The sequence below is a fragment of the Enterococcus sp. E5-162 genome (assembly GCF_035725965.1).
GTDB lineage: Bacteria > Bacillota > Bacilli > Lactobacillales > Enterococcaceae > Enterococcus_B > Enterococcus_B lactis.
Genome location: NZ_JAPRFV010000006.1, coordinates 28,696 through 50,794, shown reverse-complemented (window position 1 = coordinate 50,794; position 22,099 = coordinate 28,696). Strand labels below are relative to the sequence as shown.

17 protein-coding genes are annotated in these 22,099 nt (G+C 40.9%); 8 read left to right on the top strand and 9 right to left on the bottom strand.

The features are described 5' to 3' along the window. Nucleotides 1–148: 148 nt before the first annotated feature. Entirely contained in the window at nt 149–2,107 is a 1,959-nt protein-coding gene (locus OZZ83_RS07500) for an alpha-glucuronidase (RefSeq protein ID WP_278023565.1), read from the bottom strand. A gap of 260 nt (nt 2,108–2,367) precedes the next feature. Between OZZ83_RS07500 and OZZ83_RS07495 the strand changes: the two genes are divergently transcribed. Beyond that, nucleotides 2,368–2,586: a helix-turn-helix domain-containing protein gene (locus OZZ83_RS07495; RefSeq protein ID WP_002310542.1), complete on the top strand. Its 219-nt coding sequence runs from the start codon at nt 2,368–2,370 to the stop codon at nt 2,584–2,586. Between the two features lie 77 nt (nt 2,587–2,663). Beyond that, nucleotides 2,664–2,882, top strand: a complete 219-nt coding sequence (locus tag OZZ83_RS07490; RefSeq protein WP_002310544.1) for a helix-turn-helix domain-containing protein — start codon at nt 2,664–2,666, stop codon at nt 2,880–2,882. 174 nt (nt 2,883–3,056) lie between these two features. Here OZZ83_RS07490 and rpsI read toward each other — a convergent pair whose 3' ends face one another. The 4 genes from rpsI to OZZ83_RS07470 all read right to left on the bottom strand — a co-directional run bounded on the left by rpsI (nt 3,057) and on the right by OZZ83_RS07470 (nt 6,294). Further along, nucleotides 3,057–3,449, bottom strand: a complete 393-nt coding sequence (rpsI, locus tag OZZ83_RS07485) for a 30S ribosomal protein S9 (RefSeq protein WP_002287505.1) — start codon at nt 3,447–3,449, stop codon at nt 3,057–3,059. Between the two features lie 15 nt (nt 3,450–3,464). Next, nucleotides 3,465–3,893 (bottom strand): 50S ribosomal protein L13, encoded by a 429-nt coding sequence (gene rplM / locus OZZ83_RS07480; RefSeq protein WP_002323724.1) that lies wholly within the window; start codon nt 3,891–3,893, stop codon nt 3,465–3,467. A gap of 275 nt (nt 3,894–4,168) precedes the next feature. Next, nucleotides 4,169–4,636 (bottom strand): Dps family protein, encoded by a 468-nt coding sequence (locus OZZ83_RS07475; protein WP_002310545.1) that lies wholly within the window; start codon nt 4,634–4,636, stop codon nt 4,169–4,171. A gap of 119 nt (nt 4,637–4,755) precedes the next feature. Further along, nucleotides 4,756–6,294, bottom strand: coding sequence for a gluconokinase (locus OZZ83_RS07470; protein WP_002345621.1), 1,539 nt, complete (start codon nt 6,292–6,294; stop codon nt 4,756–4,758). A gap of 79 nt (nt 6,295–6,373) precedes the next feature. Between OZZ83_RS07470 and OZZ83_RS07465 the strand changes: the two genes are divergently transcribed. Next, nucleotides 6,374–7,060 (top strand): prepilin peptidase, encoded by a 687-nt coding sequence (locus OZZ83_RS07465; protein WP_104869389.1) that lies wholly within the window; start codon nt 6,374–6,376, stop codon nt 7,058–7,060. Between the two features lie 71 nt (nt 7,061–7,131). Here the strand turns inward: OZZ83_RS07465 and msrA are convergent, their stop codons facing one another. Then, nucleotides 7,132–7,659, bottom strand: a complete 528-nt coding sequence (msrA, locus tag OZZ83_RS07460; protein ID WP_002310548.1) for a peptide-methionine (S)-S-oxide reductase MsrA — start codon at nt 7,657–7,659, stop codon at nt 7,132–7,134. A gap of 290 nt (nt 7,660–7,949) precedes the next feature. Here msrA and OZZ83_RS07455 point away from each other — a divergent pair, with 290 nt between their 5' ends. Next, nucleotides 7,950–8,840 carry a hypothetical protein gene (locus OZZ83_RS07455; RefSeq protein ID WP_325066037.1) on the top strand — a complete coding sequence of 297 codons (891 nt, stop codon included), beginning with the start codon at nt 7,950–7,952 and terminating at the stop codon, nt 8,838–8,840. 268 nt (nt 8,841–9,108) lie between these two features. On the opposite strand, the gene rpoC is transcribed toward OZZ83_RS07455, so the two are convergent. Both rpoC and rpoB read right to left on the bottom strand, forming a co-directional pair. Beyond that, the gene (gene rpoC / locus OZZ83_RS07450; protein ID WP_002295965.1) at nt 9,109–12,762 is read right to left on the bottom strand and encodes a DNA-directed RNA polymerase subunit beta'; all 3,654 of its coding nucleotides are present in this window, start codon (nt 12,760–12,762) and stop codon (nt 9,109–9,111) included. Nucleotides 12,763–12,840: 78 nt separating this feature from the next. Beyond that, entirely contained in the window at nt 12,841–16,458 is a 3,618-nt protein-coding gene (rpoB, locus tag OZZ83_RS07445; protein ID WP_278023541.1) for a DNA-directed RNA polymerase subunit beta, read from the bottom strand. Between the two features lie 726 nt (nt 16,459–17,184). Here rpoB and OZZ83_RS07440 point away from each other — a divergent pair. The 4 genes from OZZ83_RS07440 (at nt 17,185) to OZZ83_RS07425 (ending at nt 21,000) form a co-directional block, all read left to right on the top strand. Then, the gene (locus tag OZZ83_RS07440; RefSeq protein ID WP_002314279.1) at nt 17,185–18,153 is read left to right on the top strand and encodes an ABC transporter substrate-binding protein; all 969 of its coding nucleotides are present in this window, start codon (nt 17,185–17,187) and stop codon (nt 18,151–18,153) included. Nucleotides 18,154–18,170: 17 nt separating this feature from the next. Next, entirely contained in the window at nt 18,171–19,076 is a 906-nt protein-coding gene (locus tag OZZ83_RS07435) for an ABC transporter permease (protein ID WP_325066036.1), read from the top strand. After that, entirely contained in the window at nt 19,073–19,879 is an 807-nt protein-coding gene (locus tag OZZ83_RS07430) for an ABC transporter ATP-binding protein (RefSeq protein ID WP_278023537.1), read from the top strand. The genes OZZ83_RS07435 and OZZ83_RS07430 overlap by 4 nt, the downstream gene beginning before the upstream one ends. Before the next feature lie 155 nt (nt 19,880–20,034). Further along, nucleotides 20,035–21,000: a biotin--[acetyl-CoA-carboxylase] ligase gene (locus tag OZZ83_RS07425; RefSeq protein ID WP_325066035.1), complete on the top strand. Its 966-nt coding sequence runs from the start codon at nt 20,035–20,037 to the stop codon at nt 20,998–21,000. A 607-nt stretch (nt 21,001–21,607) separates the two neighbouring features. Here OZZ83_RS07425 and OZZ83_RS07420 read toward each other — a convergent pair. After that, complete coding sequence (locus tag OZZ83_RS07420) at nt 21,608–22,081, bottom strand: hypothetical protein (protein ID WP_278023533.1); 474 nt, start codon at nt 22,079–22,081, stop codon at nt 21,608–21,610. Nucleotides 22,082–22,099: the final 18 nt, after the last annotated feature.

Sequence of the window (22,099 nt, the reverse complement as noted above, 5' to 3'; positions counted from 1 at the left end):
CTTCCCCCTAATCTGTTTTTAGTCGAATATCTGATAAAACCAAACATACTGCGAAATGTTTCTTCATCTGGCAAAATCAGCAATTCTTTGCTCCACATTTTTTATAAAGCGCTATCAAAAAATGAAGGATCACATTCGCCCTATCTTCCTACGCATAAATGGTGCGACCATATGCATCGGGAATGCCGCTTTTACGATAAAAGTACGTATTGATCTGGTCTTTCCAATCTCTCGCAGAGCGTTCTTGTTCCTGCAATCTTTCGGCTACATTCCGATAACTAACCTCATCGATTTGACCACGTAAAGAAGCCCAATCGGCAATATACGAGTTTACTTTTTCATAGCCTTCAAAATGCGTGTCATAAATATGTTGGATGACTGTCTTTCCACTTTGCAGAATATGCTCGTATGGCAGATGATGGAAGAATAAGACAAGTTCATCTGGGCAAGTAGCCAAGTTCTCGTAGATTTCGTACCAATAATCAGCGTACTGCATTGTATACCCTGTACCATCTTTTGCTGTTCGATTGACACCAATACCGTTTCTGTCAGCAAAATGGTACGTTCCCCATCGGTCATATTCATATCCGTCTACATCCGGTCCATAATGATGATTGGGGCGGACCATGAATCCTATTCCTAATGGTGCCGTGTAATTTTCATAGGTTTGGTAGGAAGTGACGAGGATCTCTTTCAATAAATGATGTGCAGAATCATCAAGGTCAAATGTCAATTCGATCCATTCTGTAATGATATCTTCTGTGCTTAACTCATTGTTCCAAATCAGTCTTCCATAACCAAATAGATTGGCTTGTGCTAATTTGTGCCCTGTCCAATTATCATCCATCCCTACATTAACAACAGCAGCCACCCCAGAATGTTTAGGATTAGGACTTTGTTCAGAAAGAATCTCCTTTACTTTCGAGTGTTCCAACGGACGTTTCGTATCGAAATCTAACACAGCTTTCCACATAGGTAGCAAACAACAAATATGTTTTTGTTGCCCAGTATATTCTTGTGTCACTTGGAACTCTAACATGTGATTAGTCTGTTTCAAAGCGCCAAATAACGGGTTCACCGGTTCTCGCACTTGAAAATCGATAGGCCCGTTTTTAATCTGTAAAAGGACATTCTCTTCAAAAGTGCCATCCAATTCCAGGAAATGATCATACGCAGCTTTGGCTCGATCGATTGAACGATCTCGCCAATCTTGTGAACAGTCATAAACAAAACAGCGCCATATCACTAGCCCGCCATATGATTGCAACGCACGTGCCAGCATATTGGCACCATCATTATGATCACGACCATATAAAAAGGGACCTGGTTCTCCTTCTGAGTCTGCTTTTACTACGAAGCCGCCAAATTCTGGAATAATTCTATAGATTGTATCTGCTGTTCTTTGCCAAAAAGTGATGACTTCTTCAGCCAACGGATCTGCCGTTTCAAGACCTCCAACAGATATAGGCGCACCAAAATTGATACTTAGAAACGTACGAATACCGTATGCTGCGAAAGTGTCTGCGATTTGTTTTATCTCACCTAAATATGGCTCAGTAATCAACCATTTGGCTTTCCTTCGAACATTGACATTGTTAATAGAAACCGCATTCATTCCGATGGAAGCCAAAAGACGTGCATATTCTCTCAACGTTTCATGATCTTTCCGAAACTGATTGTTTGAAAAGAAAATCGATTCCCCCGCATATCCTCGTTCAATCGTCCCGTCAAAATTATCCCAGTGATTCAGCATTCGAATAGATTGATCAGGAATCGATCGTACATTTGTAGGTATTGCATTTGAACGAACCAATTGTTTATATAGTTCAAAAAATCCATATAACCAGCCTTTACTTGTATTCGCATAAACGACTGTCTGATTGTGCTCATGACTGATTTCAAATCCTTCATCCCCAAGCAGCGCATCCGTTGCCTTTTTGAAATATAACTCTACATTTGTCTCCTCCACATAGCGGCACATTGGAAATAATGTCTGCATCTCTCGTTTGATCGTATCCGTCAATTGGTCCGACTGCTCGAAACTATATGTCGAAACTACATCAGTTGATACACGCTTTTTTAGCCAACACTCGTCTTTCTTTCTCATTTCTGTTCTTCCCCTCCTTAGAAATAATGGAATATTTGATATACAAATGGAAACTAAGACTAGTAATTACCCAATTTAATATTGAGTAGTTATCTCTAAATGACCTCCCTTCATCTGCTATATAAGTTGATAAATCTTAAGTACTTTAATTAAAAAACCAAACTAACCAATAATATATAAACGCACAAGCAATTATGCGTTTATTGCATAATACATTACAGCATAAATTTCCTCCTCTAAAATAAAAGAGAGGTGATTTTATGTATTATAGAATTCGAGACTTACGAGAAGATAAAGACTTGAATCAGGAACAACTTGCGAAACTATTGAATATCAGCCAAACCACTTATTCTCGTTATGAGTCCGGAAAATTAGATATCCCGACACAATCCCTGATCAAACTAGCGGATTTTTACTCTACCAGCATTGATTACTTGCTCAACTTAACAGATCAAAAAGAACCTTATCCTCGTAATTAATCTCATAATATGCGAAAAAAGCATAAAAGTCAATATGCTATAAACGCATAAATTAGAATGATGTTGAGGTGAAGCATATGTTTCAAAGAATCCGTGACCTGAGAGAAGATAATGATTTAACTCAACAGCAAATCGCCAAACTTCTAAATGTTTCACAATCAACATATTCTCGATATGAGAATGGTGAATTGGATATCCCTATGAAAACAGTCATAAAATTGGCACATTACTATAATACTAGCGTCGATTACTTGGTGAATATGACTAATATTAAGACCCCATATAAGAGGAACTAGGAATAAGAACAAGATGATTGACTGCTCTATCTTCTTTTTTAGAAAAGGAGAGATGCTGATGAATAATACTGTTGGATGATGTTATAGACCAAGAATTGTACCCGCCATCATAGCTCAAAATACACAAAAAAAAACACACCTTCCAAATAGAAGGTGTGTTTTGCTCGAATAATATTAACGTTTTGAGAACTGTGAAGCTTTACGAGCTTTTTTAAGACCTGGTTTTTTACGTTCGACCATACGTGCGTCACGTGTAAGCAAGCCAGCACGTTTAAGCGCTAAACGGAAGTCAGGATCAACTTCTAGCAATGCACGAGCGATACCATGACGGATAGCTCCTGATTGTCCAGCGTATCCTCCGCCGTTTACGTTAACAAATACGTCATATGCGCCTTTTGTTTCAGTAACAGCGAAAGGTTGATTGATTACTTCACGCAAGTCAGCATGTGGAATGTATTCTTCAACATCTTTTTTATTTACAGTAATTTTGCCAGTTCCTGGTACTAGACGTACGCGAGCAACTGCGTTTTTACGACGGCCTGTGCCGATATATTGAACTTGTGCCAATGAAATTCCCTCCTATTAGATTAAGTTTGTGATGTCTAAAACTTCTGGTTGTTGTGCTGCATGTGGATGTTCTGCTCCACCGTATACGTTCAATTTTGTAAATTGTTTGCGGCCTAAAGTGTTTTTAGGAAGCATACCTTTTACAGAAGTTTCGATCAAACGACGAGAATTTTTAGCACGCAATTCGCCAGCAGTGATTGATTTCAATCCTCCTGGGTAGTTGCTGTGACGGTAATAAATTTTGTCAGTCGCTTTTTTACCTGTTAATTTCACTTTGTCTGCATTGATGACGATGACGAAATCGCCAGTATCCAAATGAGGTGTGAAAGTTGGTTTATTTTTACCACGTAGTACAGATGCAACAACTGTTGAAAGACGTCCCAATGGAACATCAGTTGCGTCTACTACATACCATTTACGTTCTACTTCGCCTGGTTTGGCCATATATGTTGTACGCACGTTATTTTCCTCCAATTTAAGTTCTGATGTTTGACATACACTTCGAGTTTCCGGGGCTCTTTGTGGGGCAAACAATACCATTTAACATATTACCTTCTAATCTGGTCAATGTCAACGTTTTTCTGACCGGTTGAAAAAATTATATGAAACTTTACTTTTTTCCTTTCTTTTTATGTAAAAGGGTCGTTTTCTAATATAGAAGAAACCGCGAAACGATGCTGTTCCGCGGTTTCTTCTATATAAAAGGATAAGTTTCGCGCTTACGCGTCGATCTCTGGCGCTTTGCCCAAATGAGCTTGGATCATCCAGATACGTTTTTCTGTGGCTGTTTTGAATTCGATAAAGATATCTTGTGTTGGATCGTCGCCTTCTTCTCCAGAAACTTCGATTCCTTTTTGGTAAAGATCTGCTAGATAACGGTAGCCTGCAACAAGTGTTTCCAAACGTTCAGGAATCGTGCGGTCCCAACGTCCTACTTCATCAGGGATTTTCGTGTTATCTGCAAATTCACGTAATGTAGAATAAGGTGAACCGTCTAATGTGATCAAGCGTTCGGATACTTCATCTAACTGAGCGTTCAAATCGTCCATGAACTCATCCATCATTGGGTGCAATGTAAGGAAACCTGGTCCTCTCATGTACCAATGTGTTTGGTGAACAACAACAGACATTTGGCTTAGATCTGCAACTAATTGATTTAATACTTCTTTGGTTTGTTGGAATTTCATCTTTCTTGCCTCCTAACATTTTCTTACACTTAAAATAATAGTAGACTTTCAATGAAAAGTACAACAAAATCATTTACCTGAGAACGATTTTCATTTCGCTTTTTTATCCGTAAAGCCAATCATTTTTCAGAATCAGCTAATTCTTCTCGCAGTTGAGCAAATTGCTGATAAGTCTGTGCTAAATGCTTTTGTGTCGAAACAAATAATGGATAGATTTTCTGATATTTTTTATGATCGTTTTCTTGTACTCCGACTTGCTCTTTCAATTCTATCAATTCCTGTGCTTCACTGATACTTTGAATCTTTCCGATGCTTCGCCAGCCTAAAATCACAGCTCCTAATGCGGATGCTTCTGTGACAGTAGGGAAAACAAGCGGGTAACCCAGTACATCAGCCATCATCTGACGAAAAATCGGTGATTGAGCAAACCCGCCTGTAGCACGGATCTCTGTGAGCTGATTTTCTTGGCAAACTCCTTTTAAAATCCGATAAAGATTGAGACAGATCCCCTCTAGAATCGCCTTCATCATTTCTTTTTCTGTATGTTGCCGCTGTAAGCCGATAAAACTACCAAACGCATCTGCGTCCCAAAGCGGTGCTCGCTCGCCAAGCAAATAGGGATGAAAAATCAGACCATTGGCACCCGCTGGCACAAAAGCAATAGCTGAAAGCAGTGCATCATATGGATTTTCACCTTTTTCTTTAGCAGATTGAACGACTTCCTGTAAAAATGTATGCCCTGCCCAATCAAAGATGCCAGCACCATTGCTAGTCGCTCCTCCTACTACCCAATGTTTCTGATCCAGAACATAACAAAACGTCTCCATTTCTGGATGGAACTGAGGCTGAGTAGTAATAAAACGAAGTGCTCCGCTCGTTCCTACGGTCAAAGCGGCAATCGTATCACCAAAAGCGCCTAACCCTAGATTAGAAAGCGGGCCGTCTGCCCCTCCCAAAACAAATGATATATCATTTGGCAAACCTAGTTCTGCTGCTGTTTCTGACGGTAGACCTGTTACTTGATAGGTGGAAGGAAACACTTGCGGCAATTGTTCTGTCCGAATGTCCAAGTAGTCAAGCACTTCTTCTGCCCATTGGAATTCATGGATATCAAAGTATCCAGTTCCTGAAGCTGTTCCGTAGTCGCTGATGAGTTCTCCAAACAATCTATAAAAAATATAGTCTTTGATACCGACAAAATAAGCAGTTTTTTTGAATAATTCAGGTTGGCTGTTTTGCAACCACTTGATTTTGTTCAATGGTGTCATTGGATGAATCGGTGTCCCAGTCTGCCGATAAAATTCTTTGCCAAGCACGGTATATTTCAGTTTTTCTGCTTCGTCCGCTGCTCGGTTATCTGCCCAAGTGATCATTCGAGATAACGGTGTTTTCTCTTCATCCAACAATATCAGGCTATGCATCGCAGAGGAGAAGGAGACAAATTGAATGGTCGTGTCTGAAGGCAACTGTTTAATTACTTCTTTTATAACGGTGCAGACGCCCTGAAAGATCAATTCCTGATCTTGTTCTGCCATCCCTTGTGTTTCTTGGATCAAAGGGTAGCGAAAATAAGCGGATGCTGCTTCTTGGGCTTCATCTGTGAAAGCAACTGCTTTGGTTTGTGTGGTTCCGATATCTAATCCGATTGAAACGTTCATTTTTTCACCTCAAATTTTATGTATGTACAAAAATTTAGTTTAAGCTTGCGTATCTTGGTTTTGAAAAGGGGGAGATGGCGTGTTACTTTATTTTATCATTGGTTGCTGTATTGGGTCATTTTTATGTTTAACCGCCCAGCGGATTCCGTTAGGTCACTCTATTATTTATCCTAGATCTCATTGTGTCAAATGCTGTCGTTCGCTTTCTTGGTATGAATTGATTCCGATTCTTTCGATCATCGTCCAACGATTTCGCTGCCGCTATTGCCGGTGTCGGTTGCCCTTCTACTATTTGTTGGCAGAAGTCTTATGTGGTGGTCTTTTTATCTGGTTCTTTACTTTTTCTTCCGCAAGAAATTTTTCGACGTTCATTTGGGTGCTTTCGGCTTTGCTATTTTCGTTGATGGACTTGTTTTACTTCATGGTCCATTCTCACACGCTATTCTTCTCCTGGGCTGTCTTATGGATTTTTTGGTTGCAGGCCGGCGTTTTCCAATGGCAAAGTGTGCTGTTAACGTTCATCGTAGGCGCTGCATGCCTTCGCTATGGTCAATCCTATCTCGGTGCTGGCGATACTCTGTTGGTGCTTTCTTGGAGTGGGGGCTTGCCTCTGGAAGAGTTGCTTCGGGTCTTGTTTCTGGCTAGCCTGTTTGGAATATCCTTTTTTTCTGTTTACTTTATCTGTCATAAAAAAAAGTTGGAAAAGCTGCCTTTCATTCCTTTTTTGAGTAGTGCCCTGCTGATCGTCCTTCATTTTAGGTATTGAAAAAAGGTTGTGACAAACGACTTGTCACAACCTCTGATATACAGTGTTCCAAAAGTAGCTTTTTCGGCTTCTTATTTCTTGTCGCCCCAATGTCGACGAATGAAACCGGCACGTCCAGAACCTTCTCGATAAAGATTGTAATGGAGCTTGTTTTTCTTGTAATAATCCTGATGATAATCTTCTGCAGGATAAAATTCGCTTCTTGGTTCGATTTTTGTCACGATTGGCTTATCGAATCGTCCGCTGTCTTGCAGTGCTTGTTTTGAACGCTCTGCAATGTTTCGTTCTTCTTCATCACTATAGTAGATCACTGGTCGATAAGAATCACCACGATCAGCGAACTGTCCTAACGCGTCAGTCGGGTCGGTTTGCTGCCAATAGATTTCCACCAACTGATCATAAGAAATAACTTCTGGGTCATATTCGATCTCTACGGCTTCTGTATGCCCTGTTGTGCCTGTTGTTACTTGTTCGTAAGTTGGATTTGGTACATGCCCGCCTGTATAACCGGATGTCACAGAAATGATACCTGGCTGCTCTTCAAATGGTTTGACCATACACCAAAAGCATCCGCCTGCGAAAACTGCTTTTTTTGTCATATAAAATCCCCCTTTTTTCTCATCATACCTGTTTTATAGATAATTAAAATTATTTTGCTCGTTTTTTACCCCCTCCCGGTATTTTTAGCAGATTTTTCTTCATTTTCCTTCTTTTTCAATTGGTTGTGGATAACTATGACAATTGTATTGAATCATTTTTTCCACAGGAAAGAAAAAGTTGTCTTTTCAACCACGTTGTGTATAAGTTTTATATGGTATGCTTATCCCAAAATTATGTACCTTTATTTTTTCATGCGAATAAATAAATCCATATTATCGGAGGGATAACTATGCCTAAAGCAAAAAGAAAACATTCAGATACACCCACTGACTTTATTGCATTTGATGAACTATTAACTAAAGCGAACAAAAAAATAAAAACGCCTCCAGCAACACCCCACGAATTTGATTTTCTTTCACATGAATTTGATTTTCCTTCACACGAATTTGATTTTCCTTCAAAGGATGATTCTCTAACGCTCAGCGAAAACGAGAGGCAAGTCATCAATGAACTAGCGGAAATATTGCCCGATTCGATCCTCCATCAACAAGCAGTCGAAGAACCAACCCCATCTACTTCTGCTGGTTCAGAGTCAGCCTTTGTTGCGGATAAGCAAAAAATGGACAGTTCAGTAGAAGGAAATGTTGCAAATAGTGCTCAGCAGCGTCTATATGAGATATTTGGCAATGTTTCTTTTCAAAAAGGAAGAGAAAAACGAATACCGCAAGAAGTGTACGATCAAATCCAACAAGCCTTAACATTGCCTGATCTTAATCAAAGTCAGATTGCCTTATTTTTTGGCGTATCCAAGTCTACAGTAAATACTATGTCCCAAAAAAAATTTGAAAAAGAGTATGATATCATTGATAAACGATATACTCATCAGCTTTTGCGTGAGAGAATTGGCGAAGTTTCCAGCAAACAAGGGCGATTTATATCACAAGAATTACGTAATCAAGTCCAACAAGCCTTAACAATACCTGATATCAAACAAAGACATATTGCATCGTTTTTCGGTCTATCTAGATCCGCAATTTCTTATATATATCAAGAAATGATAGGTAATGAACAGTCAGCTGATATAGCAAAACCTGTAGCTTCAAAATCATCTCCCACTCTTTCTTCTAACCAAACAAATGAGAGGGAAGCTACTTCGTATGAGCAAAAAAAGGGATTGTGACAAGATTTTGTCACAATCCCTTTTTCCGAATAAACGGTGTTCAATCAGCTGACCCTCGGTATTAGTTCAACAAACGGCAAAATATGAGGAACTATTTTTCCGTTTATTTCTCTAATACTCAGGTCAAAACGCTGATTTCACAACCTCTTATACACGGTATTCCAGAAGTAACTTCTTCGGAAATAAGCCGAAATTTCACAAAAATTTGAGAAGCAATTTTCGTAAATTCTTTCTTATTTCTTGAAGCTGACCACTTCTGTCACAACCTCTATTTTGTTTGATTGTTCATTGCATCTTCTGCAGCCATTTGCGCTTCAATATCTGAAATACTGTAGACATTTTCGCTTGCTACACCGACTTCTTTTGGTTCCATGTCACGGTAACGTTGCATACCAGTACCAGCTGGGATGATCTTACCGATAATAACATTTTCTTTCAAACCAAGAAGAGGATCTTTCTTACCGCGGATCGCAGCATCCGTCAAGACACGAGTTGTTTCTTGGAATGATGCAGCAGATAAGAAACTATTTGTTTCTAATGATGCTTTTGTGATACCTAGCAAGACAGGTCGAGAAGTTGCAGGAACGCCTCCTGAGACTAGCGTATTGTAGTTTTGATCTTTAAAGTCTGCGATGTCTAATAATGTACCTGGTAAGATATCTGTATCACCTGGATCCATTACACGAACTTTACGCAGCATTTGACGAACCATTACTTCGATATGCTTGTCGCCGATTTCTACCCCTTGCATACGGTAAACGCGTTGTACTTCACGAAGCAAGTAGTTTTCAACAGATAATACATCGCGGACTTGCAACAATTGTTTTGGATCGATTGATCCTTCTGTCAATGGTGCGCCACGGTGGATCATATCGCCTTCTGCTACTTTCATACGTGCTGTATAAGGAACAGTATACGTACGTGTATCTGTTTTTCCTTTGATTGTTACTTCTTTGGTACGTGTTGCAGGATCTTCTGAGATATCGATGACATCCCCTGTTACTTCTGTGATCACTGCTTGCCCTTTCGGATTACGTGCTTCAAAGATTTCTTGGACACGAGGAAGACCTTGAGTGATATCGTCTCCGGCAACCCCACCTGTATGGAATGTACGCATCGTCAACTGAGTACCAGGTTCACCGATTGATTGAGCGGCGATCGTACCAACTGCTTCGCCGACTTCAACGTCAGAGCCAGTTGCAAGGTTGCGTCCGTAACAATGTTTGCAGACACCATGTTTTGTATTACATGTGAAGACAGAACGAATTGTCACTGTTTCGACACCTGCATCAACGATTTGTTTTGCGATGTCTTCGGAAATCAATTGGTTTCCTGCGATGATCAATTCATTTGTTTCAGGATGACGTACTTCTTTACGAGTGTAACGTCCCACTAAACGATCTTCTAATGATTCGATGATTTCATTTCCTTCACGGATTGCTTGGATCTCAAGACCTCGGTCAGTCCCGCAATCTTCTTCACGAATGATTACATCTTGAGCCACATCAACCAGACGACGAGTCAAGTAACCTGAATCGGCAGTCTTCAAGGCTGTATCGGTCATCCCTTTACGAGCCCCGTGAGTTGAGATAAACATTTCCAAGACAGATAGTCCTTCACGGAAGTTTGAAATGATTGGCAATTCCATGATTCGACCATTAGGAGCGGCCATCAAACCACGCATTCCGGCAAGCTGTGTAAAGTTGGAAATGTTCCCACGAGCTCCAGAATCAGACATCATGAAGATTGGGTTTTTCGCTTCCAAACCTTCCATCAGTTTTTGTTGGATGCTGTCTTTTGCAGCGTTCCAAACAGCAATGACACGTTCATAACGTTCGTCATCTGTAATCAGACCACGACGGAATTGTTTTGTAATAGTTTCAACTTGTTTATGGGCATTTTCAATGATTTCTTGTTTTTCATTCAGTACACTGATGTCAGCGATCCCTACTGTGATACCGGCATGTGTTGAATGTTTGTACCCTAAGTCTTTCATACGGTCAAGCATCTTAGAAGTTTCTGTTACTTTGAATCGTTTGAAGACTTCTGCGATGATGTTCCCTAAGTTTTTCTTCTTGAACGGTAACACTAATTCTTGCTCTTTGATATGTGCAGGAATATCCGTACCAGCTTCAACGAAGTATTTGTCCGGTGTTTGGACGGTCAAGTTGAAGTCTGTTGGTTCATTCAGATAAGGGAATTCAGGAGGCATGATCTCGTTGAAGATGATCTTACCAACTGTTGTGATCATCGTACGTTCTTTTTGCCATTCAGTAAATGGTTTTTCTCCTAATGAGTTAGGGTTCACACCGATACGTGAATGTAAATGAACGTATCCGTTGCGCCATGCGATAACGGCTTCGTTTTGATCTCTGAAGACCATTCCTTCGCCTTCGCGTCCTTCTTCTTCCATTGTTAAGTAGTAGTTACCTAGAACCATATCTTGAGAAGGAGTAACAACTGGTTTACCATCTTTAGGGTTCAAGATGTTTTGAGCAGCTAACATCAACATACGTGCTTCTGCTTGTGCTTCTTCATTCAATGGCACGTGGACAGCCATTTGGTCTCCATCGAAATCGGCATTATAAGCTTCACATACAAGTGGATGCAAACGGATTGCGCGTCCTTGTACTAAAACTGGTTCGAATGCTTGGATACCAAGTCGGTGAAGCGTAGGTGCCCGGTTCAGCAATACTGGGTGTTCCTTGATTACGTCTTCTAAAACATCCCATACTTCGTCTTCTTGACGTTCGATTTTACGTTTCGCATTTTTGATGTTTGAAGCTAGTTCACGTTGAACAAGCTCACGCATCACGAATGGTTTGAATAATTCAATGGCCATTTCTTTTGGAAGTCCACATTGGTACATCTTCAAGAAAGGTCCAACAACGATAACGGAACGACCGGAGTAGTCCACACGTTTACCTAGCAAGTTTTGACGGAAACGACCTTGTTTCCCTTTCAACATATGAGAAAGAGATTTCAATGGGCGGTTACCTGGTCCAGTTACTGGACGTCCGCGACGACCGTTATCGATCAATGCATCTACTGCTTCTTGCAACATGCGTTTTTCGTTTTGAACGATGATTCCAGGTGCGTTCAAGTCTAATAAACGTTTCAAACGGTTATTACGGTTGATGACACGACGGTAAAGATCATTCAAGTCACTTGTTGCAAAACGTCCACCTTCTAATTGAACCATTGGGCGCAAATCTGGTGGAATAACAGGGATAACATCCATAACCATCCAGCTTGGTTGATTTCCTGAAGCGCGGAATGCTTCTAAAATATCCAACCGGCGGATTGCACGTGTACGTTTTTGTCCTTGTGCAGATTTCAATTCTTCTTTCAATTCGGCTGCTTCTGCATCTAGATCAACATTATCAAGTAATTGTTTGATCGCTTCTGCACCCATAGCAGCTTGGAATTCTTGTCCATATTGTTCACGTTTTTCGCGATATTCGCGTTCTGTCAACAATTGTTTTTTCTCTAAATTCGTGTTTCCTGGTTCGATAACCACATATGAAGCAAAATAAATGATTTCTTCCAAAGCGCGTGGGCTCATGTCTAATACAAGACCCATACGTGAAGGAATCCCTTTAAAGTACCAGATATGTGAAACAGGAGCTGCTAATTCAATATGTCCCATGCGTTCACGGCGAACTTTCGAACGAGTAACTTCCACTCCGCATCGATCACAAACGATTCCTTTATAACGGATACGTTTGTATTTTCCGCAGGCACATTCCCAGTCTTTTGTAGGACCAAAAATCCGCTCACAGAACAACCCTTCGCGTTCAGGTTTTAAGGTACGATAGTTAATCGTCTCAGGTTTTTTTACTTCACCGTAAGACCAGCTTCTGATTTTTTCGGGAGAAGCCAAACCTATTTGCATACTTTCGAATTTATTTACATCGATCAAAAGGGGTTCCCTCCATTTCATTTAATGGCAAACCGCAAGACGGCTGATCTTCGACCGCCTTGCAGCTCATAGACCGGATTAGTCTAAATTATCTTCTGCGGTTTCAAAGTTTTGGATGACATCGTCTCTTTCATCTTCCACTTGTTCAGCAGCTTTCTTTTCTAATTCTTTGGCAGTTTGCTGTTCGGCAAATTTTGTCAAAGCATCAACAGTAATCAAATCGTCGTCTTCATCGTCCATGTCGCGAAGTTCGATTTCTGTCTCTTCGATATCCAAGACACGCATGTCCAGACCTAGTGATTGCAATTCTTTCACCAATACGCGGAAGGATTCCGGTACACCTGGTTTTGGAATTGGTTCACCTTTGACGATTGCTTCGTATGTTTTCACACGTCCGACTACGTCATCTGATTTGTATGTCAAGATTTCTTGTAAAGTATAAGCCGCACCGTAAGCTTCCAGTGCCCATACTTCCATTTCACCAAAACGTTGTCCACCAAATTGAGCTTTACCTCCCAATGGTTGTTGTGTAACCAATGAGTAAGGTCCGATTGAACGTGCATGCAATTTGTCATCAACCATGTGAGCAAGTTTAATCATGTACATTACACCGACAGACACACGTCCGTCAAATGGCTCACCTGTACGTCCGTCGTACAGAACAGTTTTCGCATCGCTGGCCATACCGGCTTCACGAACTGTTTCCCATACGTCTTCATCACTTGCACCATCGAATACTGGCGTTGCTACGTGGATACCCAACTGACGTGCAGCCATACCCAAGTGTAATTCCAATACTTGTCCGATGTTCATACGTGAAGGCACCCCTAAAGGATTCAGCATGATATCGATTGGTGTTCCATCAGGTAGGAATGGCATATCTTCTTCCGGCATAATACGGGATACAACCCCTTTATTTCCGTGACGACCGGCCATTTTATCACCTTCATGGATTTTACGTTTTTGAACGATATAAACACGAACTAACATGTTTACGCCTGGTGACAATTCATCTCCAGCTTCACGAGTAAAGATTTTCACATCGTGAACGATCCCGCCGCCGCCATGCGGTACACGTAATGATGTATCGCGGACTTCACGAGCTTTTTCGCCAAAGATCGCATGCAATAGACGTTCTTCTGCAGATAATTCTGTTACCCCTTTTGGCGTGACTTTCCCTACAAGCAAATCGCCATCTTGGACTTCTGCACCGATACGGATAATACCCATTTCGTCTAAATCTTTCAATGCGTCTTCCCCAACATTAGGGATTTCGCGTGTGATTTCTTCAGGTCCTAATTTTGTATCGCGGGCTTCTGATTCATATTCTTCAATATGAATAGAAGTGTATACGTCATCTTTTACCAAACGACGGCTCATGATGATCGCATCTTCATAGTTGTACCCTTCCCAAGTCATGAAACCAACTAAAACGTTTTGACCTAGAGCCATTTCGCCTTGTTCCATAGATGGTCCGTCTGCCAGAGTATCCCCTTTTTCGACTTTCTCACCCAAATGAACGATTGGACGTTGGTTGTAGCTTGTTCCGGAGTTTGAACGACGGAATTTTGTTACATCGTATTTATCTAATGCACCGTTGTCGCGGCGTACGCGGATTTCAGAAGCATCAACGTATTCAACGACACCGTCATGTTTACATAACAAAGCAGCTCCTGAGTCATGCGCTGATTTGTATTCCATACCAGTACCAACCCATGGTGCTTGAGGATTGATCAACGGCACTGCTTGACGCTGCATGTTGGCACCCATCAAGGCACGATTGGAGTCATCGTTTTCCAAGAAAGGAATACATGCTGTCGCAACGGCAACTACTTGTTTAGGTGATACGTCCATGTAGTCTACTTTATCAATAGATACTTCTAAGTTTTCACTTTGAGCACGAGCCATAACAACGTCTTGAGCAAATGTTCCATCTTCATTCAATGGGCTGTTTGCTTGGGCTACGATGTAATGGTCTTCGATATCTGCTGTCAAGTAGTCGATTTGGTCAGTAACACGACCAGTTTCGCGGTCTACACGACGATAAGGTGTTTCGATAAATCCGAATTTATTTACTTTCGCATAACTGGACAAACTATTGATCAACCCGATGTTTGGGCCTTCAGGAGTTTCGATCGGACACATACGGCCATAGTGGGAGTAGTGAACGTCACGAACTTCATAACCGGCACGGTCACGAGTCAATCCGCCAGGTCCTAAGGCTGAAAGACGACGTTTGTGTGTCAATTCGCCAAGAGGGTTTGTTTGATCCATGAACTGTGACAACTGAGAAGAACCAAAGAATTCTTTGATACTTGCCACAACTGGACGGATATTGATCAATTGTTGAGGTGTCAATGTTTCAGTATCTTGGATCGACATTCTTTCACGTACCACACGTTCCATACGTGCTAGCCCGATACGGAATTGGTTTTGTAAAAGTTCGCCGACTGAACGGATACGACGATTTCCTAAGTGGTCGATATCATCAACATTGCCGATACCTTCCATCAAGTTCAAGAAATAGCTCATTGAAGCAATGATGTCGGCTGGACGAACTGTTTTTACAGCTGCTCCTGGATAGCCGTTTCCAATCACGTTCACTTCACGTTCAGGATCTCTTGGTGAAAATACTTTGATGACTTGGACAGTCATTGGATCTGTGACCACACCATCTTCTGATGGATAGTAAGTCACTGAATTTAGACCGTTATCAATGAAAGGAGCTAATGTTTCCATGACTTGGTGAGTCAAGACTGTTCCTTTTTCAACGATGATCTCGCCTGTTTCTGGATCAACTAATGTTTCAGCTAATGTCAGATTCAATAGACGTGTTTTCAAATCTAATTTTTTGTTTACTTTATAACGACCAACGTTTGCTAAGTCGTAACGTTTTGGATCGAAGAAACGAGCATTCAGCAAGTTACGTGAGCTGTCTGCTGTTTTTGGTTCGCCTGGACGCAAACGTTCGTAAACGTCTTTCAAACCTTCTTCTGTTCTTGAGTCGCTTGCGTTTTTATGCAAGTCTTTTTCGACTGTATTGCGTAATGTTTCGCTGTCGCCGAAGATTTCAAAGATCGTATCATCGGAACCAAATCCTAACGCACGAACTAATACGGTTAAAGGAATCTTACGTGTACGGTCGATACGTACATAAGAGATGTCTTTTGCATCAGTTTCCATTTCTAGCCAAGCGCCACGGTTAGGGATAACAGTAGAACCGAATCCTTCTTTTCCGTTTTTGTCGACTTTTCCATGGAAATAGACACCTGGTGAACGGACTAACTGAGAAACGATTACTCGCTCTGCCCCGTTGATGATGAATGTTCCTTGTTCTGTCATTAATGGGAAATCACCGAAGAATACTTCTTGTGCTTTGATTTCGCCAGTCTCGCGGTTTGTCAAACGCAATGTTACATGTAATGGTGCAGAGTAGTTTGCATCATGCGCACGAGCTTCTGCTACTGTATACTTTGGTTCTTTCAATTCATAATCTACAAATTCCAAAGATAGATTGCCATTGAAGTCATCGATTGGCAAAATGTCTTCAAACATTTCTCTAAGTCCCTCATCTAAGAACCATTGGTAAGAGTCTGTTTGAATTTCGATCAAATTTGGTAATTCCAACACTTCACTGATTCTTGCGAAACTTCTACGTTCGCGATGTTTTCCGTATTTTACTACGTGTCCAGCCAAGCTCTTCACCCCTCTAAAATGTCATTCAAAAAGACTACCCGATCAATTGTTACAATAATATTTCAAATATTATTTCTAGGTAACAACAGACATTTTTTGCGGCTTTTAGGCAAAAAAAAACCAAAAATAGAACATTCTCTTGAAACCTTACTTCGTGAGCTTCTACTTTTGTTTCCTTATATTAAAGCCGAAACGGACAATATTTCGTTTCTGCCTTTTCTTCATCAGATAGTTTTTGCAACTTCATATACTACACTTATTTTCTATAAAAGTCAACACTTCCTGGCGTTTCTTCTGCTTTTTCGCAATATTTTCTTAATGTTTTCAATTTTATGTTTTCAATTATCTGACAATTCTTAATTGACAGACCGTTTTTTCTCGGTTATACTTTAGAAAATTCATTTTGTGGAGGAACTTCTATGCGAACCAACATCAAGCAAATCGTACCAACACAACTGAATAACTTTTTCTTTAGCTACTTTAGATAGGTTTGTATTCATCATGATGGATACAAACGTTAAACGACAGTTTGTATCTATGATGGCTAAAGAACTTTGTATTGCAGCAAAAAGCCACGTAGACAAAATGCTAAGTGGCTGAGCAGTGAAAATACAAAGTAAAAGTATCAAGCATTCTACTTTTCAATTTATTTTCCGACTTTTCAATCCATTTGGACATTTTGTCTGAATGGATTTTTTGTTTCCCAAAATTAAGGAGGAAAAAGAAATGAAAAAAAATATATTAATTGGATTAGGCGCTGCCCTGCTACTAGCTTTAGGAGGTTGCGCACAAAAAGATAATTCCGCAGAGGCATCAGATGGACAAAAAACAATTGGCGTATTGCAACTTGTACAGCATAACTCGTTAGACGCTGCCTATAAAGGATTCAAAGAAGGATTAGCAGAAGAAGGGTATAAAGAAGGCGATAATCTAACAATCGATTATCAAAATGCCCAAAACAACCAAGACAACCTGAAAAGCATGAGTGAGAAACTCGTCAAAGAAGATCCTGATTTGCTACTTGGGATCGCCACTCCAGCAGCACAATCTTTATTAAATGAAACAACCACTATCCCGATGACTGTCACAGCGGTCACAGACTTGGAACAAGCTCATTTAGTCACATCCAATGAAAAACCTGGCGGCAATGTGACTGGCACGACAGATATGGTGCCAATCGAAAAACAAATCAGCTTACTGTTAAATATCGTGCCAGACGCCAAAACAATCGGCATCATGTATAACAACGGTGAAGCCAACTCTAAGATCCAAGCTGATTTGGCAGAAAAAGAATTGAAAAAAGCGGGCGTAAAAGTCAAAGTACTGACAGCAAATTCCACAAATGATGTCCAACAAGTGACGAAAAGTCTAGCTAAAGATGTAGATGGAATCTATATTCCTACTGATAACACGTTCGCAAGTGCGGCAAGTGTTGTCGGTGAAGTCGCAAAAGAAACAAAAACACCTGTCGTTGCTGGCGCAGTTGATCAAGTCAAAGACGGTGGTCTAGCAACAGTAGGAATCGATTACGAAAGCTTGGGCAAACAAACGGGGATCATGGCAGCAAAAATCTTAGACGGCAAGAAGCCAAGTGAACTTCCTGTCGAAACAGCGAATGATTTGGAACTGTATGTCAATAAAGACATGGCCAAAGCATTAGGCATCAATCCAGACAGCATCAAAGAAGCTGAATAAAACACAGGAGGATTCTCATGACAAATCTGCTCTCTCTTTTCTTATCATCTGCATCGCAAGGGGTCTTATGGGCCCTACTTGCGATTGGTGTGTATGTCACTTTCCGTATCTTGGACATTGCCGACTTGACTGCTGAAGGAAGCTTTCCTTTAGGTGCAGGGATTGCGGCAGTAAGTATTACAAATGGCTATCATCCATTGACAGCTTGTCTCCTAGGATTTTTAGGAGGTGCGGCAGCGGGACTTGTTTCCGGACTGCTTCACACAAAATTAAAAATTCCCGCCCTTCTTGCAGGGATCATCACCATGACTGGTTTATACTCTGTCACATCCCGTGTGATGGGTGCGCCGAACATCTCTTTATTGGGTCAGCCAACGATCTTTCATTGGGTCGAGTCATTCGGCATAACAAAAGATAACGCTATACTGATCGTCGGTCTGCTTTTTGCTTTGATCGTTGTATGTTTACTTGTTTTGTTCTTACGTACTGAAACAGGTCTTGCCATTCGTGCAACTGGCGATAATCTGGCAATGAGCGAAGCAAACGGGATCAATACAGATAATATGAAGATCATCGGTTATATGATCTCTAATGGATGCATTGCTCTTTCTGGCTCCTTGCTTGCACAAAACAACGGCTTTGCTGATTTGAATTCTGGTATTGGAACAATTGTGATCGGACTTGCCTCCATCATCATTGCAGAAGTTTTGTTACGTAACCAGCCACTATTTCTCCGTCTCTTGACTGTCGTTTTAGGTGCGGTCATTTACCGCTTTATTTTGGCGTTAGTCTTCGAACTGAATGTTGAGCCAAGTGATTCGAAACTTGCTTCTGCTTTCGTGCTAGTAATCTGTCTTTCTTTCCCGCAGATTCAGCAAAAATTCCATTTATCTCAAAAAAAGAAAGGCGGTAGTGTCAAATGAATGACGTCTTAACATTGGAAAATCTCCATCATACCTTTGAAAAAGGAACGATCAACGAAAACCATGTCCTGAAAGGTATCAATCTTTCCCTGAAACCCGGTAACTTCGTGACGATCATCGGCGGAAATGGTGCAGGTAAATCTACTTTGCTGAACAGCATCGCCGGTACATTTTCTGTCGATCAGGGACAGATTTTATTGAATGAAAAAAATATCACGAAAAAATCCGTTGTTGAGCGTTCGAAATCCATCAGTCGCGTATTCCAAGATCCTAAACTAGGGACAGCCGTGCGTTTAACGGTAGAAGAAAATCTCGCTCTTGCTATGAAACGAGGAAAAAAGCGCGGCTTCTTTCGTGGTGTCAAACCGCAAGATCGAACGTTTTTCAAAGAACAGCTGGCTCGGCTGAATTTGGGTTTGGAAAATCGTTTATCCTCAGAAATCGGTTTGCTGTCTGGGGGACAACGTCAAGCCATCACGCTGTTAATGGCTACATTGCAGCGTCCAGAACTAATCTTATTAGATGAGCACACCGCAGCGCTTGACCCGGCTACTTCCAAAACGGTGATGGAATTGACAGAAAAGCTGATCACCGAGCAGAATCTTACTGCTTTCATGGTCACACATGATATGGAAGACGCGATCCGCTATGGAAATCGACTGATCATGTTGCATCAAGGAAGAATCGTCGTTGATATCCAGCAAGAGGAAAAACAGCAACTCACAGTACCTCAACTATTGGCGTTGTTCAAACAAAACAGCGGCACGACGTTGAAAGACGATCAAGTACTTTTATCTTCATAATCAGAAAGAGGCTGGGAGAAAAATGAACGCCCACCCTCTTCTTTTTTCTCTTTCCTTCTTTCGTTTTTGTTTTATGTATCAACCGTTGTTTCTTCGAAAACTATTTTGTTCTCTCCTTCTTCCTGATAGAATGGATGGGAAAGGAGCTTGGTGCCATGACAACAAAAGACAAAGTACTTCATTTATTGAAGGAGACACCAGATTTTCTTTCCGGAGAAAAGTTAGCACAGCAACTGGAAGTTTCCCGGACAAGTATTTGGAAAGCCATCAAAGAATTGGAAAAGGCAGGCTATCGTTTTGAGCACGGGCCTACAGGGTATCGTTACCTGCCCTCTGACGTACTAGATGCAAAAGAAATCCAGCAAGAGCTACGGTCTTTTATTCCCGATTTGAAGGTACAAACGATGTTGACTTCTGAATCTACGATGAAAGATGCCAAACTGGCAGCAGTTCACGGAGATTCTGTTTCGAAGTTATTTGTTGCTGATACACAAGAACAAGCTCGTGGGCGTTTTGGACGACCTTTTTTTGCCGAACCTGGACGAGGAATCTACATGAGTCTCTTGCTCCATCCAAACAAACGTTTTGATGAACTGCCTCAATATACGATCATCGCAGCTAGTGCCTGTGTGAAAGCCATTGAATCGGTTGTCGGTCGTTCTGCTTCGATCAAATGGGTCAATGACATCTACATGGATGGAAAAAAAGTCTGTGGGATTTTATCTGAAGCAGTCAGTGATATGGAAAGTGGCAGGATCAGTCATATCATTATCGGGATTGGGCTGAATTTTTCTGTTCCTCAAAATCATTTTCCAGCTGATCTCCAAGAAAAAGCCACCTCTGTCTTTCCTGATGGACAAGCGAGTATCACAAGGAATCAGCTAATCAGCAAAATCTGGCAAGAATTGTTCACCTATCTTTCTCAACCGAAAAAAGCATTGGCCTTTTATAAAGAAAAATCATTCGTATTGGGAAAAAACGTGTCGTTCAATCAGAAAGGAACGACTTATGTCGGTCTTGCAAAAGAAATCGGCGATCATGGCGAACTGATCGTCCAAACAAATGAACAGGAAATGAGCCTATCTTCTGGTGAAATCAGCCTTACCTCTATCGGTTCCTGATAAGAATAGCGCTATGAAGAGGACACCGATTTCTATGCAGTGTCCTTTTGCGCTTTCCTCCGTATACCATTCTCCCTCACGCTGCCCCTCTACACTTTTTCCATTAACCAGAAAAAGACGTTTCGGCCACACCGATAAATCATGCTACCCTTCATATGTATATCTAACTATAAAATAGAGAGGGAGTACGCATATGCCGAATGAAAATCAGATAGAAGAATTTAAAAATCATATCTATACAATCGAAACATATAAGAACACTTTAAATGAACTACAAAAGACGAAACCTAAGAATAGTAAAGAGATGAGAATTAAAGCAACAAAAATAAAGACTTTGCAAAAAAAAATAGAAAACGCACAAGACACGCGTCAAAATCTTCTGATAAACTTATCTAACGACTCCAATGTCAAAAAACTTTCTGAAATCATAGAAAAATTTAATAAGAACGCATTAGAAGTAAACACAAGTAAGCAGACAGTAAATTCGAGGATTAGCTTCTTAGAAAAACACTTATCGAAGTTAAATAAAAATCAAAAGAAAATGGAGCATCCAAAACGCTATTTTTGGGTTTCAAAACAAAAACTTAACGAAAAGAACCGAAAAATTTTAACAGAAATCAATATAATTCCCTCGTATCAACAACTCGACCTGTTGTCCTCCACTACGCCTATCCATGTTCAACACTAATTCCGGCACTTTGTCTGCATCTTGCCCTTTTACGAAGTTTCCAACAGAGACTTTCACGCCTTTTACCGAGTTGTTTCTGATTTGGTAGATTGGCGCTACGATCTTTCCTTCTGTTGCATCTGTTTGTCCGAATAACACTTTTGTCGGAATCGATACATCGATCCAATCCACTGGATCAGTTGGTTCTGGTCCTGGTCCCGGATCTGTCGGGTCCCATTCTTTGAAGGTACCTTCTGCTGGGATCGTGGCATTGTCTTGTTTTTGGACAGAATCATACACCGTATTTGGATCAGGTTCTCCTCCGACCCATGTATAAGCGCTTACTGTTTGCCCAATCGCCGCCGTGCTTAATAAAGCAAGTGCCGGCACCATCACTTTTGCAGATAATTTCATTTCTTTTCCTCCTAAAAA

Bases quoted from the DNA above. Each gene is read 5' to 3' on its own strand.
- OZZ83_RS07495 (WP_002310542.1), top strand. From the start codon at position 2,368: ATGTATTATAGAATTCGAGACTTACGAGAAGATAAAGACTTGAATCAG.
- OZZ83_RS07500 (WP_278023565.1), bottom strand. From the start codon at position 2,107: ATGAGAAAGAAAGACGAGTGTTGGCTAAAAAAGCGTGTATCAACTGAT.
- OZZ83_RS07475 (WP_002310545.1), bottom strand. From the start codon at position 4,636: ATGAAATTCCAACAAACCAAAGAAGTATTAAATCAATTAGTTGCAGAT.
- OZZ83_RS07430 (WP_278023537.1), top strand. From the start codon at position 19,073: ATGAATGACGTCTTAACATTGGAAAATCTCCATCATACCTTTGAAAAA.
- rplM (WP_002323724.1), bottom strand. From the start codon at position 3,893: ATGGCCAAACCAGGCGAAGTAGAACGTAAATGGTATGTAGTAGACGCA.
- OZZ83_RS07420 (WP_278023533.1), bottom strand. From the start codon at position 22,081: ATGAAATTATCTGCAAAAGTGATGGTGCCGGCACTTGCTTTATTAAGC.
- OZZ83_RS07440 (WP_002314279.1), top strand. From the start codon at position 17,185: ATGAAAAAAAATATATTAATTGGATTAGGCGCTGCCCTGCTACTAGCT.
- msrA (WP_002310548.1), bottom strand. From the start codon at position 7,659: ATGACAAAAAAAGCAGTTTTCGCAGGCGGATGCTTTTGGTGTATGGTC.
- OZZ83_RS07455 (WP_325066037.1), top strand. From the start codon at position 7,950: ATGCCTAAAGCAAAAAGAAAACATTCAGATACACCCACTGACTTTATT.
- OZZ83_RS07435 (WP_325066036.1), top strand. From the start codon at position 18,171: ATGACAAATCTGCTCTCTCTTTTCTTATCATCTGCATCGCAAGGGGTC.
- OZZ83_RS07470 (WP_002345621.1), bottom strand. From the start codon at position 6,294: ATGAACGTTTCAATCGGATTAGATATCGGAACCACACAAACCAAAGCA.
- OZZ83_RS07425 (WP_325066035.1), top strand. From the start codon at position 20,035: ATGACAACAAAAGACAAAGTACTTCATTTATTGAAGGAGACACCAGAT.
- OZZ83_RS07490 (WP_002310544.1), top strand. From the start codon at position 2,664: ATGTTTCAAAGAATCCGTGACCTGAGAGAAGATAATGATTTAACTCAA.